Genomic DNA, 18,103 nt, shown 5'->3' on the forward strand with positions numbered 1-18,103 from the left:
CGCACCCGCAGCCGCCGCCCCGGCAGCAGCCCCCGCCGCTGCGCCCTCTGGTGATCCGGCGCAGGATCCGGGTGCCGTGACCTCGCCCATGGTTGGCACGGCTTATCTTCAGGCAGAACCCGGCACCCCGGCTTTCGTCAGCGTTGGCGACACCGTCACCGAGGGCCAGACCCTGATGATCGTCGAAGCGATGAAAACCATGAACCAGATCCCCGCCCCCCGCGGGGGTAAGGTCACGCGCATCCTTGTGGGTGACGGCGACCCTGTGGAATTCGGCACCCCGCTGATGATCATCTCCTGATGGGGTCGCGCATGTTTTCGAAGATCCTCATTGCCAACCGGGGGGAAATCGCGCTCCGCGTCATCCGTGCGGCGCGCGAGATGGGCATCCAGACCGTGGCCGTGCATTCAACCGCTGACAGCGACGCTATGCATGTGCGTATGGCGGACGAGGCGATCTGCATTGGCCCGCCTTCCGGTACGCAAAGCTATCTGAACGTCGCGGCCATCATCTCGGCCTGCGAAATCACCGGCGCCGAGGCGATCCACCCCGGCTATGGCTTCCTGTCGGAAAACCAGAACTTCGTGCAGATCGTGGAAGATCACGGCCTGAAATTCATCGGCCCCTCTGCTGAGCATATCAGCATCATGGGCGACAAGATCACCGCCAAGGACACGATGAAGAAACTGGGCGTGCCTTGTGTGCCCGGATCAGATGGCGGCGTGCCCGACCTTGAGACTGCCCGCGTCGTTGCCGAAGAGATCGGATATCCCGTCATCATCAAGGCCACCGCAGGCGGCGGCGGGCGCGGCATGAAGCTTGCCAAGACGGCCGCCGAGCTCGACAACGCCTTCCGCACGGCCCGGTCAGAAGGCAAGGCCGCTTTCGGCAATGACGAGGTCTATATCGAGAAATACCTTGGCGCGCCGCGCCATATCGAGGTGCAGGTGTTTGGCGACGGCAAGGGCGGAGCGGTCCATCTGGGCGAACGCGACTGTTCCCTGCAGCGCCGCCACCAGAAAGTGTTCGAGGAGGCCCCCGGCCCCGCCATCGACGCCGAAACTCGTGCGCGGATCGGCAAGACCTGTGCCGATGCCATTGCGGCCATCGGTTACGAAGGCGCGGGCACGATCGAGTTCCTCTATGAAAACGGCGAATTCTACTTCATCGAAATGAACACCCGCCTTCAGGTGGAACACCCTGTGACCGAAGGCATCTTCGGCGTCGATCTGGTGCGCGAACAGATCCGCGTGGCAGAAGGGCTGCCGATGTCCTTCACGCAGGAAGATCTGCAAGTGGAAGGCCACTCCATCGAGGTTCGGATCAACGCCGAGAAACTGCCGAACTTTACCCCCTGCCCCGGCAGGATTTCCCAGTTCCACGCCCCTGGCGGGCTTGGTGTGCGCATGGATTCGGCGATCTACACCGGCTATTCGATCCCGACCTATTACGACAGCCTCATCGGCAAGCTCATCGTCCACGGCCGCGACCGGCCCGAGGCGCTGGCGCGTCTGAAACGCGCTTTGGGCGAGCTGATCATCGACGGGGTCGACACCACCATCCCGCTGTTCCACGCGCTCTTGGAGGAAGAGGCCGTTTTGACCGGGGATTACAACATCCACTGGCTGGAAAAATGGCTGGAAACCAATTTGCAGGGCTAAGCGCCCATTTGTTGGGTTGAACAAAGGCCGCCCCAACACGGGCGGCCTTTTTTGTGTACTTCTCATATCGTGCACGGATGGGGCCCGAGATGCACGAATATTGACAGGTGCCAGCACGTAACCAACAATAGAAATTGGAAAAATCTACAAGGGGACTCGTCAATGACGCTTCGCTGGATCGGTATCGCTTTGGTCTCTATCGCTTTCATCCAGGGATGTAGCGGAGCATCCGAACGGCAATCCGCTCTGCAAGATGGAATTCCGCTTGTAAATATCATCCGGGAACCGAGTGGCCGAGAAACCGTACTCACAGGAACAATCCAACCCAGAATGAACTTCACCAGAACCTTTGCGACGCGGAGTGAAACCGGGATCGAATGCACTGGCGAGTTTAGCAATCGCGGCGTCGGGACAGTGAACTGCACAAACGGTTGGAGACTTAACCTGGCGATCCCGACGGACCTATACGGAACCCTCAACGGCAGTTACGTCGAAACGGTAGACGGCATCGGATCGGCGGTTGGTTGGGGCAATCAAGCTGACGCTGACCTGATACGCGGCCTTATGTAAGGGTCCGAAGACCACGTTCGGTGCGCGCTTCACCCGGCATTTGATCCGAGGCTTCAGCTAAGGGCAGCCCCCTCATTCACAGACTGCTACCTCGTCACAACCCTCTGCGAGGAACCGGGTGATGAACGGCTCCATCGCGGCGTCATAGCTGATCGTCACGACGGAGGAGCACATGTATGTGCGGTGCGGCTCCAATTCCTCGGCGAAGGTGCTTTCCTAGCTTGGATCGACGGTCAGCATCTGCTCGGCAGAATAGAGCAGATGATCGACGAAAGCCGCATAGGACGCACCGTTCTGCGACCCCATCAGCGCGCAGGCGTCTGGCGGATCTGCAAGGCCCGGATGGGCTACCGCCAAGGCTAGAGGCGCGCGATAGGCGTCACGAGCCGATTGCGCACGCTGGATCTCGTCCGCCGCGTCGAGTTGCAGTTTGACCCCCACAAGCGCCGCCACCGCAACAAGCGCCGTGACAGCCGCCGCACCGGCTTCGACCACAGCCGTATTTCGCCGAAACCAGCCCATTACGCAGGCATCTGCTGCGTGGCGCAGTGAATACCGCCACCAAGCTCGCCAAGCGGATCGACATTCAGCATGACCACCTCGCGCCCCGGATAGTGGCGCGCCAGCGCCTCTCGTGCGATTTCGTCTGTTTCTTCATCACCGAACTCCGCCGCGATCACCGCGCCATTGCAGACGTAGTAATTGGCGTAGGAGGCCACGAAATCGACGCTGTCCACGCGACGCTCCCAGGGTTCGGGGATCACTTCGACGTCGACCCCGCCGGCAATCAGCGCGTCATGGGTTTCCAGCGCGGCCACGTGGTACGGGTCGCTGTCATCGGGTTCATCGGGCAGGTTGATCAACACCCGGTTGGGCCCGGTAAACCGCGCGAGACTGTCGATATGGTAGTCCGTGATATCCAGCCCACGCACACCCGGCGACCAGATCATTCGCGTGGCGCCATAGGCGGCCAGCAACCGCGCCTCGATCTCTGCACGACTGAGGCCGAGATTGCGATTGTCGATCACCCAACTGCTTTCATGGCCGATAAGCAGCCCGTGTCCGTCATGGTCGACACCCCCGGCCTCGCCTACCAGGCCCGACGGAATGACAGGCAACCCGAGCCGTTCCGCAACACGGGTGGCGATCTGGCTGTCATGAGTATCGACCTGCTTATTGCCCCAGCCATTGAATTGCAGATGGCTGACCACAAGCGATCCGTCCGGGCGACGGGCAAAGAGTGGTCCTGAATCACGGCACCACAGATCCTCCGTCGGAATGTCCCACAGCTCTACCGCGCCGGACACCATGCGCCCGATCCGCGCGTGATGCTCGGAGGCGGCCAGCATCGTAACAGGCTCATACTCTGCAATGGCATTGGCGATATCAGCGATGGCGGCTTGCGTCATCCGCAGGAATTCGGCGTCATCATAGACCTCGCGGCTATTGGGCCATTGCATGAAGCAGCGCTGGTGCGGTGCTTCCTCCGGCGGTACACTCAATCCGGTCTCATTGCTCATTGCAGCCCCGGAAAATCCGGCAACAGCCACGGCCCCCCCGGTTCTTTTCAGAAAATCGCGTCGCAGCATCGTCCAAGACACCTCCTGCACTCAAATACAAGCCATTGGGTCAGTTCATGCATGGCCAAATTGGAAACACAATGTCCGCAAGGCAATTCTGGCATTGTTGTGGCAAGCTGCGCTAGTGTGAACACCTTACCCGGTACCGGACTGCATTTGATATGGCACATGATATTCTGACTCCGCAGCGGCCGGCGCTTACGCCTGATCTTCTGCTGCGCGCCTATGCGGCGGGCATCTTTCCCATGTCCGAGTCGCGCGACGATCCGGATGTGTTCTGGGTCGATCCGCAGATGCGCGGGATTATCCCTCTGAATGGCTTCCATATCTCTCGGTCCCTGGCCCGCAAGATCAGGCGACAGCCTTACCAGATCAAGGTGGACACCGATTTCACCGGAACCGTGGAGGGCTGTGCCGACCGGGCTGAAACCTGGATCAATCCTCGCATATTCGACCTCTATGAGCAGCTGCACCTCGCCGGCTTTGCCCATTCCCTGGAGGTCTGGGACGGCCCGGAATTGGTTGGTGGGGTCTATGGCGTGGCGCTTGGTGCAGCATTCTTTGGAGAAAGCATGTTCTCGCGTCGCAAGGACACCTCCAAGATCGCGCTGGCCTATCTGATCAACCGCCTGCGTTACGGCGGGTTCCAGCTGTTCGACACACAGTTCGTAACCGATCACCTGATCTCGCTCGGGGCGATTGAAATTCCGCGCAGCGATTATCGCAAGCGGTTGGAACGCGCGCTGCACTGGGATGCGGATTTCAAGGCTCAGCCGTCGCTGGTTTCGCCCGAAGATGTGTTGCACCGCAGGACCCAGACGTCATAGCGCGGATGCTCCAACGCTGACAGGGCGGGCGAACTAGCGATCATCCAACCGTCGAACAGCTCTTGCCCCTCCAGATCGGTTATCTGGACATGCGCATAAGCCTCTGATCCAGGCGCGCCTTCGGGGTATCGGCATTCCACAAGACGAACGGCGATCCGTCCAAAGACAACTGTCTGTCCGGTGGCAAGCTCGATATCCGTTGCGCGCCCCACGGACTTGTCCAGCCCACGCAGCAGCGCACCGGGGGCCGTCAGCACCGGCGGGCCGGCATCCACATTGGGATTGGGCTCGATCGTCAGTTCAATGCCTTCCTGTGCAACGGCCATTGCGGGCAGGAACAGGATCAGGGCAAGGGCACGCAGGATCATTCGTCCCCGCCACCTACTGCACGCAGGATCAATGTGGTCAGGCTGACGGCGCTTTGAGTCTCGTAGACTTCGTCGCCGGGGGCCAGATTGAAGGCTGATCCGCCTGGCACTAGCTCCAGGAAATTACCGCCCAATAGCCCCTCAGAGGCGATCACCGCCTGCGTATCATCGGGTATCTCGATGCTGCCCGCGACAGTGAAATCCACATCAGCGCGGAAAGTGACCGGGTTCAGGTCCAGAGCGGTAACAGACCCCACCCGCACACCGGCAAGCCGCACATCCGTACCCACGCCGATTCCGTCAGCCGAACGGAAAGAAGCGCTCAACTGATAGCTATCGCTGGCGGTCTGGAAACCAGTGACCTGCCCGGCATAGACAAAAAAGCCGATGGCCGCCGCCAGAACGACCCCACCAACCAGAACTTCTGTCGCATTCTCGGACATGGATAGCCTCCCGCCTGCGCGCTTATTCGGGGCTCCACGCCTCGTAATCGCGACGTTCGGCAGGCGAGGCCTGACGCAACGACCCAGAAGGTGCATAAGCGCCCATTGTGCCGGTCAGGTTGGGCTGATGCGGCTTTTCCCAAGCCTTGTGTGTCAGAGGACGGTCGGCGGGCGATTCATCATAGGTGTGATGCAACCAGCCATGCCAGTCCGGGTTGACTCGACTGGCCTCTACTTCACCGTTGAAGATAACCCACCGGCGTTTGCCATCGCGCGTCTGATAATAGACATTGCCCTGATCATCCTCGCCCACTTTCTGGCCTTTGCGCCAGGTGAACAGCTGTGTGCCGATGGTCTGGCCATTCCACCAGGTCACCAGACGGTTGAGGAAAGAGAGCATGGGCTGTGCCTCCGGCAAAAAACGCGTTGTGGGACTAATGCCGTATCTGCGCGGCAAGGTCCAGCGCGAAACCCTGCGGACGGGTGTCGCGGGCGGGGATTGGCCGCCCGCGAGATCGGGTCAGGCGACGGCTTTGGAGGCCAGGTGCGCGCGAATATGCGAAGGCACCTGCCGTGCACTCATCGCGCGGGGATAGGGAAGCTCTTCCATCTCCGGCATCTCGCCAAAGAGCGCCTCGAATTCGGCATAGTTGTCGAAGACGCTGCGGCTGACATTGTCGATAAACGTCTCGGCGGGCGCGCCGTTGGCGAGGATGATTTCATGTTCCTCGGTCTCGATGTGATAGACCGTGTAGGAGTCCCCCATCTCGGCCAGTGGCACGCGCGTGATTGTCTCGCCATTCACCAGCGCGCCTGCGTGGCAGATCACCCCATCCACCAGCATCCCGTGGTCGGCGGTCACAGTCAGGTCTGAGTGCGGCAAGCCATTGCCCAAAGACCCAGCGGCGAAGCGCACGGGCATCAGTCGTTCGGCGGGACCGAAGAAGGTGGAGACAGTCTGACGGCCGATCCACTTGACCGGGACAGCAGCGCCATCAGATGAGAGTACGCGATCTCCGATCTTAATGCTTTCAACTGCGCGTTCCCCGCCAGGACTGTTGATTAGTGTGCCCTCGACAAAGCAAGTTTGGAATGCAGCTGTGTTGATATCACCGGGGGTTAGTATTGCAGGTGGCGACACGGGGGCTTGGTCCATCATGACCACCCGGAACTGGAACGGATTGCTGTCGACATAGTCGAAGATCGGCCAGGATTGCCCGTCAATCATGACCTGCCCGACATACGTATACGTAACACCTGAAAGCTGAACGGAGTTTCCTACCGTGAACTCCATATCTGCCTGTAGATCGTTAAGCTCTGCAATGGTGTTTTGCGCTGGAAGAAGAACCGATCCGTTCGAGCCTGCCGGGCTTCCGTAGTCATAAGCCACGGTGTGGGTAATGTCGTAGGTAGCCATTCTATGTCCTTCCCCGGATTAGCTATCTCATTGAGAAAATTCGCATTGCTCAATACGGTGACCAGCATGCGCTACGCCTTTTGCACTTTGTCTATAGAAAAACGAAAACGCCAACCTCACGCGCCAACAGAAGGCGGCATATCCTACAGAAAATCAAGCGACTTTCGGATGAACTAGCTTCTTTTGCACCCACTCTGGCACCTGCCGTGCACTCATCGCGCGGGGATAGGGAAGCTCTTCCATCTCCGGCACCTCGCCAAAGAGCGCCTCGAATTCGGCATAGTTGTCGAACACCCGGCGGCTCACGTTGTCGATAAACGTCTCGGCGGGCGCGCCGTTGGCGAGGATGATCTCGTGTTCCTCGGTCTCGATGTGGTAGACGGTGTAGGTCTCACCCATCTCGGCCAGCGGAACCTGTGTGATCGTCGTGCCATTCACCAAGGCCCCGGCGTGGCAGATGACCCCATCCACCAGCATCCCGTGATCCGCCGTCACCGTAAGGTCGGTATGCGGCAGGCCATCGCCAAGTGAGCCAGCAGCAAAGCGCACAGGCATCAGCCGTTCTGCAGGGCCGAAACGGGTCACGACCGTTTGCCGACCCATCCATTTAACGCGGGCATGGTCGCCTTCCAGCGTCACGACCAGATCACCTGCCTGTAGCTGTTCAACCGGGGTTTCCCCGTCCGGCGTTGAGATCAGGCTGCCCTCTGCAAAGCAAACGATCTGAACGCTGCCAAATCCGCTATGTGTGATGGTCGCTCCGTTGGCTGTCTGGATCGTCGTCGGATTCAGGATGGTCGCGGCGGGATCGTGGATGTTCAGCGTGGCCAATGCGTTGCCATTGGCCGTGATGCTGGACCCTGCAGTTGCGGTGATATTCACCTCATCCGCGCCGATCAGAGCGTTGATCGTGTCATCCCCGTCGCCGGCGTTGATCGTGTCGGCCCCTGCCCCGCCCGTGATCGTGTTGGCCGCCGAGTTCCCTGTGATCGTGTCGTCGCCACTGCCGCCGATCGCATTCTCGATCACCGCGCCATAGGCGATCGACATATTGCCGACGAAGCCACCGATATCGGAGAATGTGCCCTCCGTAAGGTTCAGGGTCTGGGCCGAGGAGTAACCCGACAGATCAATCGTGTCGGTCCCACCACCATCATAGATTGTCAGAAACGGCGTTGTGTTGGCGGTGAAATCATATGCCGTCGAGGCGAGAGTTGAGTTGAAGCCATAGGTGGTGGCACCGGCGTGGAACGAGGTGTCGGCCCCATAAAGCTGATGCAAGGCCAAATAGTCGAAGAGCATGAACGTGTCTGAAAATCCCAACCCGGCAGACGCGCCGGTATTGGTCTCGTCGAAATAGCTCATGATCGTGTATTGATGCGAGTCCTGCATGAACTCCGCATTATTGGCATAGGTGATCGACCCGCCGCCGCCCGCATTATAGGGGCCGGGATGGGCAAGGCCGAGGGCATGGCCAAGTTCGTGCATCAGTGCGAAATGCGCGAAATTGCCGAACGCATAGCTCCCATCCATGCCGCCTGCTTTGTTCAGCCAGACGTCACCGGAAGTGTCCCCCGACGCGGTGTCCGGGCTGCCATCACCCCAGTTGTCAGGATAGAACGCATAGGCTCCGCGCCCGTCACTGAAATTATAGGCACCAAACAAGATCGTGGCGTTGTCAGATGTCCCGCTGCCATCGTCGACCTGGGTCAGGGTCAATCCGGTGATACTCTCGATATAATCCATCGCATCGGTAATTGCCGCGACCTGGCTGGCCGAAACCGCAGCGGAGGTGTTGTTACCAGGATTTGCAGGATCGTCGACCAGCGTGTCACGAATGGCCCAGGTCACGGTCGCCCCGGTGCCGGGAGAGGTGGACCAGGACGCGTTCGGCGACAGCAGCATTCCCGCACCCATCTGCGCATCGTAGCTGGCGGTATCGCCTTCAACCACTGAAACACCATAATCTCCGTCGAAGAGATTGGCTGAGGACTGCACGTCTATGTAGTAGGTGCCGGTTGATCCGGCTGTGAAGGTCACAGTACTGTAATAGTAGCCATTCGGAGAAGAAATGTCATCGTTCGTCTGAATGCTTGTCCCACCGCTGTCGCGGATGGTCAGCAGCGGGTCGCGCAGGTTGTCGGTCAGTGCACCGGTGCCAGCGAGGGCGATCGTATATTCCTGACCCGCAGTCAGCTCGACTGCAATCCAGTCCGAGATATCACCACCCCCACTAATGGACCCGTGATAGTAATCCCCGACTTCCATCGATGCCGTTGTACTGGTGCTTGCGGCTGCATCGGCCGCCTCGGTAAACGTGTTGCCAAGCGCCAGAACAGAGGAACTGCCACCATCGCCGCCACCGGTCAGACCTGAAAAAGTACACCCGTCCTGCGTGTTGTTAAGGGTAAAAAAAATCGCAAGCAATACACATGTCTTAAAAAACCTCCCGATTAGTCTTCGCCTGCCGGCGCGTCTTGATGTTCTGTTGGCTCAGCATCTGTTCCGCACAAACGAAGAACCTGTTCTTGCGCAAGGCGCAGGGCCTCGGCGTTTTCCTGATCTGAGATGAGAGGGCTGCCCTGAAGGGCTTCATGCAGGCGCGCCATTGCTTCGTCGCAGGTTTCCGCTTCGAATGGGCGCAAAGGATCAGCGGGCAAAGCCTGGGACGAAGGCGCAGACATCACGAACACCAGCGCAAGGGCAGTGACGGCGCGTGGCACCCCAAGCCCTTGTCCGATCTTGCGGATTGACCCAAACGGGGCCGAACCGGTGATATCTGTTTTCCTGCCCAATGCCCGACGCATACAATCACGCTTTACCCTCATCCGCTCTTTCGGCCTGACCCCTGATGCGAGCAGCAATGGCCAAATACACAACTATCTTCGTGTCAGGCCGCAATGCAGCCTGATCCGGCTTTGTTGTTTTCCGGAGAGGTTAGCAACAAGATCCGCCCCTGTCGCCCAAAAATGATTAACGCTAGGCTTCTGGCAGAAAACTGGCGGTACAGGCACCTTGGCCTGCACAAGAAATCAGCAAGCCAGGGACATCCGGCATCGACGCAGGATCGCCTCGGGCACCTGCCGCGCGCTCATCGCTCGCGGATAAGGCAGTTCTTCCATTTCTGGCACATCCCCATAAAGCGCCACGAACTCAGCGTAGTTGTCGAACACCCGTCGGCTGACATTGTCGATGAAGGTCTCAGCAGGCGCACCGTTGGCCAGGATGATTTCGTGGTCCTCGGTCTCGATATGATAAACCGTGTAGCTCTCACCCATATCGGCCAAAGGCACTCGCGTGATGGTCGTCCCGTTCACCAAGGCCCCGGCATGGCAGATGATACCATCGACCAGCATCCCATGATCTGCGGTGACGGTCAGGTCAGTGTACGGCATACCATCCCCCAAAGACCCGGCAGCAAAGCGCACGGGCATCAGCCGTTCAGCAGGGCCAAAGCGGGTGAAGACAGTCTGGCGGCCGATCCACTTGATGGGAACTGAGGTCGAGCCCGACGTGAGCACCCGATCTCCGATTGCGAGCGTTTCAACGGCGCGATCACCCGTCGTGGTGGAGATCCGTGTGCCTGCAAGGAAGCACAAAGCAAAGGGCGAAGCCGAGCTTCCAACGTTCGCGAGCGCACCGTTGTTCGACAGCACGCGCACCAGGCCACCACCGGGAGGTTGGATTACTGGATCGCCATCGGTGGTTATCCCAAGAACTACATATGTTCCCCCATCCCAGAAAACATTGTCACCTACCGCGACGGTTCCATCGTTTGGATCAGTATCCAGTTCAGAGATATCGGCCGTATTATCGAGACGAAATCCAAGCGTCAAAGTTCCACCAACAACCCCGCTACTCACGAGATAGGAATACGCATAAGATGCTGCAGCCATTTACCCCTCACTAAATACAAAGAAAGACAGACATATCGTATGCAGCTATTAAATATTTGGCAAGAGCTTGATTTGTTAACTATTATTAATGAAACACGCTAAAAAAGCCACCAGTTGATTGGGGGCAAGGGCTAAATACGAATGCGCCATTCATTAAAGTATTTTGACAACTCCAATTGTGATCAAAAAAATATCTCCGATTGATTTTTGTCTCTCTAACAACCGGTTAGTGGCAAAGCCGCTCAGTCACTTGCCGGGACAACTGCCTTGACTTCAGGGCATTCGCATCCGCGCGTGAACCCGCAGTGGCAGGCGATCTTGTCTTGCCGGGAAGAAGACCCACGAAGACACCGCTAATTCAGCAAAGGGCAAAATATGTGCGCATCGAAAAAAACGCCCCGGACAAGACAGGTCTTCGTCCGGGGCGCTGGCCTGTCGAGCTGGTGGCTCGACAAGGGAGGATCGTCAAATCAGGCCGCAAGTGCCGTTGCAGTTGCCGTGTATCCGAGGCCAAGATCGCGGGCGACGGCCTCGTAGGTCACTTGATGGTTCCAGACATTCAGGCCATTGGCCAAATGCGGGTCACGGGCCAGCGCCTCTTTCCAGCCGAGATTCGCAATGCGAAGGGCATGCGGCAAGGTCACGTTGTTCAGCGCATAGGTCGAGGTGCGCGCAACGCCACCGGGCATGTTAGCCACGCAGTAATGCACGATCCCGTCCACGGTGTAGATCGGATCGGCATGGGTGGTGGCCTTCGACGTCTCAAAGCATCCGCCCTGATCAATCGCCACATCCACCATCACCGCACCGGGCTTCATGGTAGACAACATCGCGCGGGTCACCAGCTTGGGCGCTGCGGCGCCAGGCACAAGAACCGCGCCAATGACCAGATCGGCCTCGGCCACGCATTCCGCGAGGTTGGCGAGGTTCGAGAACCGGGTTTTCGCAGAGGACTCGAAATGGATTGCCAGGCGTTCCAGCACGTCGGGGCTGCGGTCGAGGATGGTCACGTCAGCGCCCAATCCCACGGCCATCTGTGCGGCGTTAAAGCCAACCACACCACCGCCGATCACGGCGACCTTCGCAGGCACCACGCCCGGCACGCCACCAAGCAGAACACCACGACCGCCATGGGATTTTTCCAGCGCCGTTGCACCCGCCTGGATCGACATCCGGCCAGCAACCTGGCTCATCGGTTTCAGCAGCGGCAGCCCCCCGCCCGCACCCGTGACGGTTTCATAAGCGATGCAGGTCGCGCCAGAGGCGATCAGGTCCTTCGTCTGTTCCGGATCGGGTGCCAGGTGCAGATAAGTGTAAAGGATCTGGCCCTCGCGCAGCATGGCGCGCTCACCGGCCTGCGGCTCCTTGACCTTTACGACCATGTCGGCCTTGGCGAAGATTTCTTCAGGAGTATCGACGATGGCAGCCCCCGCGGCGACATAGTCTTCGTCCATCGCCCCTATGCCGGACCCAGCGCTGGTCTCGATCAGGACCGTGTGGCCGTGGGCCACCAACTCACCCGCGCTTTCCGGCGTCAAACCGACACGGTATTCGTGGTTTTTGATTTCCTTGGGACACCCGACGATCATGATGACCTCCTCAAACGCGGCGTTTCCTTTGCGTCAGAATACGCGCGCATCACTGCAATTTTCTTGATTTTTTCCCGAATAATTACGAATACTGCGTCACGATCTTGCGCCAAGTTGGGAAAAATCGAAAAAAAATGGATAGCACGGATACCCGCATCCTGCGCGCCCTTCAGCGCGATTCGAGCCGTCCTGTGGCGGAACTCGCCAATGAGCTGAACCTTTCGGCCTCTGCCTGCCACCGACGGATCAAGGCGTTGGAGGCCTCTGGCATCATCTCGGGATATTCCGCCCGGCTCAGCCGTAGAAAGATGGGGTTCAGCCTGCTGGTCTTCGTCGAGATCACCCTGCGCAGCCAGGAACGCAGCGTGCTGGACGGGTTCGAAGCCGCTGTCCGCGCCTCGCCAGACATTCTTGAATGCCACCTGACCAGCGGCCAGGCCGACTATACCCTGCGCGTCGTCGCCCGTGACATGGATGACTATGACCGCATCCATCGTGACTGTCTGGCCGCTCTGCCCGATGTGTCTTCCATGCACACCACTTTCGCCCTGCGACCCATCAAATTCTGGCAAGGATACCCTGTGCGCTAGTATCTTGGGGCTTTGCCTCGGCTCAAGGGCCGGTTAGGGTCGGGCCGGTTTGGTCAAACGCAGGGGGGCGAGTATCATGCAGGTCGTCTTTCACATAGGGGCCCCGTGCACCGACGACGACAGGCTGATCCGGTCCCTTCTGAAGAACCGGGAGAGCCTGGCCAAGCAGGGTATCGCGGTGCCAACCCCGGCGCTCTATCGCGATGTGCTGAAAGATACGCTGCGGGCCCTCGATGGCGCCCCGGCCCCCGAGGAATTGCAACGCAATATCCTCGACTCCGCCAAAATCCCCGAAGGCACGGAACGGATCATCTTCTCCGACCCGCGCATGGTCTCGATCAACCGGCTGGTGGTGATCGGGGCGCAGATCTGGCCGATGATCGAACGGGTGTCGCGCAGCTTGCGCAATGTCTTTCCATCCGCGCGGGTGGAATTCATGCTCGGGATGCGCGACCCGGCCACCCTGATCCCGGCGCTGTTCAAGACATCGCGATTTCGCCAGTTCGAAGAATTCACGGAAGATATGCAACCCCACGCACTGGCGTGGTCCGAGATGCTGGCCAGGATGCGCGCGGCGGTGCCCGATTGCCCGGTCTCGGTCTGGTGCAACGAGGACACGCCGCTGATCTGGGGCGAGGTCATGCGAGAACTGGCAGGCTGCGATCCGCTCGCCCCCCTTAAGGGTGTCGATGATCTGATCGAAGATCTGATGGATCCCGCCGGCTTCCGCCGAATGCAGCGCTACCTGTCCGAAAATCCGCCCGAGAACGAGATGCTGCGCCGACGGATCGTGGCCGCTTTCCTGGACAAATACGCGCTTGACGACGCGCTGGAGGAAGAGCTCGACACGCCGGGCTGGTCCGCCGAGATGCTCGACGACATGACATCCTCCTATGAAGAAGACATGGATGAAGTGGCGCACATTCCCGGCGTCACCTTGATCACGCCCTGATCCCTTCTTCTTGACCCAAATACTCCCGTCGGAGGCATCCTGCACCCGCCACCAGCTATGCAGCTCAGACAGGCAGACCGAACCTCAGTCACGCATCCGTGGCAACGCGGCCCGAGGAGGGCGCCAGAGGCGCCTGACGAGGGCCGCTTGCGGGTCGACGCCGAAGGCGGCGAAATCACCGCATACCGAGCGCTTCCTTGTACATCTCCATCACCGCCTCTTCCTCGGCGATATCGTCGGGTTCACGCTTGCGCAGCGCGATCACCTTGCGCATGACCTTGGTGTCATAGCCCCGCCCCTTGGCTTCGGCCATCACTTCCTTGATCTGGTCGGCGATGTCCTTCTTTTCCATCTCCAGACGCTCCACCCGCTCAATGAACTGGCGCAGTTCGTCTGCGGTCACGCGGTAGCTGTCGGGGGGGGAATTCGTGTCTTCCATCGGGCCTGCCTCTCATTGCCGGATCTCACCAGAGCCCCGGTCTAGCTCCCCTGCCCGTCCCCCGCAAGACTTGCTAAGCGCGGCGCGCTCGGCTAGGCGGAGTTGGGAGACCCAGGGAAGGAATGTGCAGATGGAATGGCTGGTTTGGCTCGGTGCGGCGCTGACGGCAGTGGGGCTCATAATCATAGCCTATTGCATCGCTTCGGCGTTCCGGGTGCGCAGAGCCAACCTGCCCGATGTGGAAACCCGCGCGCGGCTCCAGCGCATCGTCTATTTCAACATGGGTGCGCTGCTGATTTCCGCGCTTGGTCTCATGTCCGTCGTGATGGGCGTGCTTCTGGCCTGAGGAAGCAGGCCGGACATTCCGGTCAATCCAGCCGTGCCGCACCCAGGATCTGACCGGGCCCCGCCAGTTGGACAATTGCCACGATCGGCAAGGGCGAATTGTCCACCAATTGCAGCTCGTAGGGCTCTGCCCCGGACCAGTCACCGACCCGCATCCATTCGGTGACGATGTTGCTGTATTCCACCGTGCGGCCAGCATTTTCACCGCGACGGATCTCGACCGTCTCTCGGGGAAGATAGCGCACCACCTGAACCACCATTCCCGGCTCATCCAGTGCCATGGAGGCAACCGCCTGCAAGACGATCCCACCCTCAACACGCGTGAGGCTCACCTCGACCGGGTAGTCGACCGTCCGATATTGGGCGATCAGATCGGCCACATCCATCGGTTCGTATCCCACGACCCGTTCCACCCCGCCAACGATCATCTGCGGCGTGTAGACCATGCGCTGGCCGGCATGGTGGGCATAGGCGTGCTGGCGGCGGGTGAACTGGCCCGAGGCAAAGGTATCGGCCCATCCGATGTAGTCCCAGTAATCCACATGCAGCGCCAGCGCGATAACGTCCTCCCTGCCCGCCAGCTGCGTCAGCAGCTCATCAGCGGGCGGACAGGCAGAGCAGCCCTGAGACGTGAACAGTTCGACCACAACCGGACTGTCGGCCCAGGTTGCGGGGGCGGACGCAGTCAGCGCAAGCAGACCGAGAGCAATGGAGGCGATGGTATTCCGCATGATGGCCGTGAGTGTTCCCTAAAGTCCCCTGACAGGTAATGAACCCGGTCCCGGGACGCCAATCAAGCCTTTGCGAGCTTGCGTTACAGCCAGCGCCGGGTTTGTTGAAGATAACGCCGCGCCTCCAGCCCGAAGGTTTCAACAAGCCCATCCTCTTCGGGAATGATGAAACGCAAGGTCAGGACCGACACGAACACCCCCGGCAGCAGGATTGGGCTCAGCACCCCCAGCCAAAGCACATAGCCCGTCAGCATCGCGACCATCGCCAGATAAATCGGATTGCGCGACCACCGGTACGGGCCTTCCACGATCAGCGCCTTGGGGGTGTGATGCGGCTCGATCGGGGTTTTCTTGCGCCAGAACCAGATCGCTGACCAGCCAATCAGCGCCAACCCGCCCGCGATCATCAGCAGGCCAACACCCCGGAACAGCGGCCCGAAGGCAACCACCAGCGGCAATTCCCGCGCCAACAGCCACGCCGCCGCACAGAACCCCGCGAACCAGATCGGCGGCCAGTCGGGAAAGCCCTTGAACATCGCGCGCCTACCCTTCCGCGAATATCGACAGGTCGAGCGGCAACCCGGTTCCCAGCCAGATACCATGATCGCGATGATCGGACAGTTCGTCGCCGCTTTCGGGATGGGCAAAGACAATCAGCCCTTCGCGGTGCATTGCAAGCCAGGGCGGCAATTGTGCGAACTGGCCCGGGGTCGCCGCCAGCTGACAGGACCATCGCGGATGTGGGCCGACGCATTTTTCATGCACCCGCCCCATGATCACGCCAAACCGGTCGCGGGCCGCCTCGCACAACGCACGGGCCTGATCGACCGTTTCCGCGTCGAAATAGATATGGGCGTGGTAGCCAGTGATCCGGTCGGTTTTACTCATGTCAGCCCGCCCGGCAGCGAAAAGCGCAGTGACAGGCAGGACAACCCGCCATCGAGCAATGCGGCCTGTGTGGTGGGCAGTTCCACAACCTGGTAACCGGCGGCGTCCAGCCGCTCTGCCGTGCGCGGGTGCCCGGCGCTTAGGAACACCGGGTCGTTGAAGCGGATCGCATTGGCCGCCGCGTTTTCCAGCTCAGCCGTTTCAATGACGCGGTAGCCGTTGAAACAGCCTGTCGCCGCCAGCTTGGGCGTGGCGAGGATTGTTTCGGCGTCCAGAAGGCTGCTTTCAGTCTTGAGATGCAGGATGTCGGCGGGCGTCTCCACAAGACGCAACTTATAGCCCAGATCCTCGACCAGTGGGCGCAGCGCATCGACGCCCGCCCGATCCGTCCGCGCCGACAGCCCCACCATCACTTCTGTATCGGAACACAGGATATCGCCGCCATCGACAAAGCCGGTGCCGGGCAGGTCGTGCAACTCGGGGAACAGCCCCTCCAACACCGGCTTCAAAGCCGCCGCCTCCCCAAGCCGTGTCGGCGTCCCGGGGCGCAGCACGATGGCGACGCCCTTAAGGCACAAAGCGGGGTCTTCGATGAAACAACTGTCGGGGAACTCTTCCAATGGTTCCAGCACCGTGACCATCGCACCTGCATGGCGCAGGGCATCCATGTAGACCGAATGCTCGGCATCAAAAAGATCGGGGTCAGGCGCGCCCATATCGACGGCGCGCAACCCTTGCGTCACAGACCGTGCGGGTCGGCGGCACAGGGCATGTGTAAAGCGGAAGGAATGATTGATCATGGCGGCCAATGTGCCGCCAAACCCGGACATGTGCCAGCAGAAAAGGCGCGCCTTATGCTGCGGATCGCCCGGCCAGCCTTGCCTTGATATGCGCCGGAACCTGCCGCGCGCTCATCGCGCGGGGGTAAGGCAGTTCCTCCATCTCGGACACATCGCCATAAAGCGCTTCGAACTCTGCGTAGTTGTCGAAGACGCGGCGGCTCACATTGTCGATGAAGGTCTCGGCGGGCGCGCCATTGGCGAGGATGATTTCGTGTTCTTCGGTCTCAACATGGTAAACGGTATAGCTCTGCCCCAATTGCGTCAGAGGAACCCGCCAAATCGTGCTTCCGTTCACCAACGCCCCGGCGTGGCAGATGACGCCATCCACCAGCATCCCATGATCTGCCGTCACCATCAGGTCGGTGCGCAGCCGCACATCTCCAAGAGCCCCCGCCGCGATCCGTACCGGGCGCAGCCGCGCCGCGGGCGCGAAGCGCGGAAACAGGGTCTGCTGCCCGATCCAGCGCACCGGAACAGCCCGGCCATCGGCAGTCAGCACGTCCTCACCGATGTGCAGCGCCTCGACCGCTGTCTCCCCGCTCGGGGTCGAGATCATGGTCCCTTCAGCGAAACAGAAGGCAAAACTCGCCCCGGCGTTGATCGCAGGCAAGGTCGATGGAAAGGTGATCGGTTCGGGATAAGGGTTTAAGACACGGTATCCGCTCGCCGCCTGGAAGACCGGCAGAACCACGTTTTGAAGCAGCGAGTTGACCATGATGACGGTGCCGACGAATGCGCCGAATTCCGTGGGCGAGAACCCACCCCAATTTCCGCCGGTGTCGGTGTCCCCCGTCTCGAACTGTCCGTCTCCGTCCTCATCCGGAATCCATCCAAGTGCGGCGGAATATTCAAGAAAGCTGCCCGTCAGGCTGAACAACGCGTGTTCGAAATTGTCTGACGTCAGCGCCTATGGGACAGATTTGAGGTTTTCGTAACGGAGGTTTTCTGGTTCATCGCAGCCAAT

The 18,103-nt window shown here is 60.0% G+C and carries 23 protein-coding genes; 7 read left to right on the plus strand and 16 right to left on the minus strand.

The features are described 5' to 3' along the window. The 3 genes from ACROHD_RS19565 to ACROHD_RS19575 form a co-directional block, all read left to right on the plus strand. On the plus strand, positions 1–301 hold a 301-nt coding region (locus tag ACROHD_RS19565; RefSeq protein ID WP_432680095.1), incomplete at its 5' end, for an acetyl-CoA carboxylase biotin carboxyl carrier protein. Between the two features lie 11 nt (positions 302–312). After that, a complete protein-coding gene (accC, locus tag ACROHD_RS19570) occupies positions 313–1,662 on the plus strand; it encodes an acetyl-CoA carboxylase biotin carboxylase subunit (protein ID WP_432680097.1) in 1,350 nt (449 codons plus the stop codon). Positions 1,663–1,992: 330 nt separating this feature from the next. Continuing rightward, the gene (locus ACROHD_RS19575) at positions 1,993–2,232 is read left to right on the plus strand and encodes a hypothetical protein (RefSeq protein ID WP_432680098.1); all 240 of its coding nucleotides are present in this window, start codon (positions 1,993–1,995) and stop codon (positions 2,230–2,232) included. A 216-nt stretch (positions 2,233–2,448) separates the two neighbouring features. Here the strand turns inward: ACROHD_RS19575 and ACROHD_RS19580 are convergent, their stop codons facing one another. Then, positions 2,449–2,754, minus strand: a complete 306-nt coding sequence (locus ACROHD_RS19580; RefSeq protein ID WP_432680100.1) for a hypothetical protein — start codon at positions 2,752–2,754, stop codon at positions 2,449–2,451. After that, entirely contained in the window at positions 2,754–3,821 is a 1,068-nt protein-coding gene (locus ACROHD_RS19585; RefSeq protein WP_432680101.1) for an agmatine deiminase family protein, read from the minus strand. The genes ACROHD_RS19580 and ACROHD_RS19585 overlap by 1 nt, the downstream gene beginning before the upstream one ends. A gap of 152 nt (positions 3,822–3,973) precedes the next feature. On the opposite strand from ACROHD_RS19585, the gene aat reads away from it, so the two are divergent. Continuing rightward, complete coding sequence (gene aat / locus ACROHD_RS19590; protein ID WP_432680103.1) at positions 3,974–4,639, plus strand: leucyl/phenylalanyl-tRNA--protein transferase; 666 nt, start codon at positions 3,974–3,976, stop codon at positions 4,637–4,639. On the opposite strand, the gene ACROHD_RS19595 is transcribed toward aat, so the two are convergent. From ACROHD_RS19595 to ald, 8 genes are all read right to left on the minus strand, one after another. Next, positions 4,582–5,007 (minus strand): DUF2155 domain-containing protein, encoded by a 426-nt coding sequence (locus tag ACROHD_RS19595; RefSeq protein WP_432680104.1) that lies wholly within the window; start codon positions 5,005–5,007, stop codon positions 4,582–4,584. The genes aat and ACROHD_RS19595 overlap by 58 nt on opposite strands. Further along, on the minus strand, positions 5,004–5,450 hold the full coding sequence (gene mlaD, locus ACROHD_RS19600; protein WP_432680106.1) for an outer membrane lipid asymmetry maintenance protein MlaD: 447 nt from the start codon (positions 5,448–5,450) through the stop codon (positions 5,004–5,006). The genes ACROHD_RS19595 and mlaD overlap by 4 nt, the downstream gene beginning before the upstream one ends. 22 nt (positions 5,451–5,472) lie before the next feature. Continuing rightward, complete coding sequence (locus ACROHD_RS19605; protein ID WP_432680108.1) at positions 5,473–5,850, minus strand: NADH:ubiquinone oxidoreductase subunit NDUFA12; 378 nt, start codon at positions 5,848–5,850, stop codon at positions 5,473–5,475. Between the two features lie 120 nt (positions 5,851–5,970). Further along, complete coding sequence (locus ACROHD_RS19610; protein ID WP_432680109.1) at positions 5,971–6,867, minus strand: Hint domain-containing protein; 897 nt, start codon at positions 6,865–6,867, stop codon at positions 5,971–5,973. 153 nt (positions 6,868–7,020) lie between these two features. Continuing rightward, a complete protein-coding gene (locus ACROHD_RS19615; RefSeq protein ID WP_432680110.1) occupies positions 7,021–9,294 on the minus strand; it encodes a Hint domain-containing protein in 2,274 nt (757 codons plus the stop codon). A 26-nt stretch (positions 9,295–9,320) separates the two neighbouring features. Continuing rightward, positions 9,321–9,674 carry a hypothetical protein gene (locus ACROHD_RS19620; RefSeq protein WP_432680111.1) on the minus strand — a complete coding sequence of 118 codons (354 nt, stop codon included), beginning with the start codon at positions 9,672–9,674 and terminating at the stop codon, positions 9,321–9,323. Between the two features lie 225 nt (positions 9,675–9,899). After that, complete coding sequence (locus ACROHD_RS19625) at positions 9,900–10,763, minus strand: Hint domain-containing protein (protein WP_432680112.1); 864 nt, start codon at positions 10,761–10,763, stop codon at positions 9,900–9,902. Between the two features lie 470 nt (positions 10,764–11,233). Further along, the gene (gene ald / locus ACROHD_RS19630) at positions 11,234–12,352 is read right to left on the minus strand and encodes an alanine dehydrogenase (RefSeq protein ID WP_432680113.1); all 1,119 of its coding nucleotides are present in this window, start codon (positions 12,350–12,352) and stop codon (positions 11,234–11,236) included. A gap of 134 nt (positions 12,353–12,486) precedes the next feature. On the opposite strand from ald, the gene ACROHD_RS19635 reads away from it, so the two are divergent. Together ACROHD_RS19635 and ACROHD_RS19640 are read left to right on the plus strand one after the other, a co-directional pair. Further along, on the plus strand, positions 12,487–12,942 hold the full coding sequence (locus ACROHD_RS19635; protein ID WP_432680114.1) for an Lrp/AsnC family transcriptional regulator: 456 nt from the start codon (positions 12,487–12,489) through the stop codon (positions 12,940–12,942). A 76-nt stretch (positions 12,943–13,018) separates the two neighbouring features. Beyond that, positions 13,019–13,894 (plus strand): hypothetical protein, encoded by an 876-nt coding sequence (locus ACROHD_RS19640; protein WP_432680116.1) that lies wholly within the window; start codon positions 13,019–13,021, stop codon positions 13,892–13,894. 175 nt (positions 13,895–14,069) lie between these two features. Here the strand turns inward: ACROHD_RS19640 and ACROHD_RS19645 are convergent, their stop codons facing one another. Further along, a complete protein-coding gene (locus ACROHD_RS19645) occupies positions 14,070–14,333 on the minus strand; it encodes a DUF2312 domain-containing protein (protein ID WP_432680118.1) in 264 nt (87 codons plus the stop codon). A gap of 130 nt (positions 14,334–14,463) precedes the next feature. On the opposite strand from ACROHD_RS19645, the gene ACROHD_RS19650 reads away from it, so the two are divergent. Further along, positions 14,464–14,679 (plus strand): hypothetical protein, encoded by a 216-nt coding sequence (locus ACROHD_RS19650; RefSeq protein ID WP_432680119.1) that lies wholly within the window; start codon positions 14,464–14,466, stop codon positions 14,677–14,679. A 22-nt stretch (positions 14,680–14,701) separates the two neighbouring features. On the opposite strand, the gene ACROHD_RS19655 is transcribed toward ACROHD_RS19650, so the two are convergent. The 5 genes from ACROHD_RS19655 to ACROHD_RS19675 all read right to left on the minus strand — a co-directional run bounded on the left by ACROHD_RS19655 (position 14,702) and on the right by ACROHD_RS19675 (position 18,016). After that, positions 14,702–15,409: a DUF1223 domain-containing protein gene (locus ACROHD_RS19655; protein ID WP_432680121.1), complete on the minus strand. Its 708-nt coding sequence runs from the start codon at positions 15,407–15,409 to the stop codon at positions 14,702–14,704. An 83-nt stretch (positions 15,410–15,492) separates the two neighbouring features. Further along, positions 15,493–15,945, minus strand: coding sequence for a methyltransferase family protein (locus ACROHD_RS19660; RefSeq protein ID WP_432680122.1), 453 nt, complete (start codon positions 15,943–15,945; stop codon positions 15,493–15,495). A gap of 7 nt (positions 15,946–15,952) precedes the next feature. Beyond that, positions 15,953–16,297, minus strand: a complete 345-nt coding sequence (locus ACROHD_RS19665; protein ID WP_432680123.1) for a DOPA 4,5-dioxygenase family protein — start codon at positions 16,295–16,297, stop codon at positions 15,953–15,955. Continuing rightward, a complete protein-coding gene (locus ACROHD_RS19670; RefSeq protein WP_432680124.1) occupies positions 16,294–17,097 on the minus strand; it encodes a dimethylarginine dimethylaminohydrolase in 804 nt (267 codons plus the stop codon). Before ACROHD_RS19670 ends, ACROHD_RS19665 begins: the two co-directional genes overlap by 4 nt. 52 nt (positions 17,098–17,149) lie before the next feature. Then, complete coding sequence (locus ACROHD_RS19675) at positions 17,150–18,016, minus strand: Hint domain-containing protein (RefSeq protein WP_432680126.1); 867 nt, start codon at positions 18,014–18,016, stop codon at positions 17,150–17,152. Positions 18,017–18,103: the final 87 nt, after the last annotated feature.

This window comes from Nioella aestuarii (genome assembly GCF_050896395.1).
Lineage (GTDB): Bacteria > Pseudomonadota > Alphaproteobacteria > Rhodobacterales > Rhodobacteraceae > Nioella > Nioella aestuarii.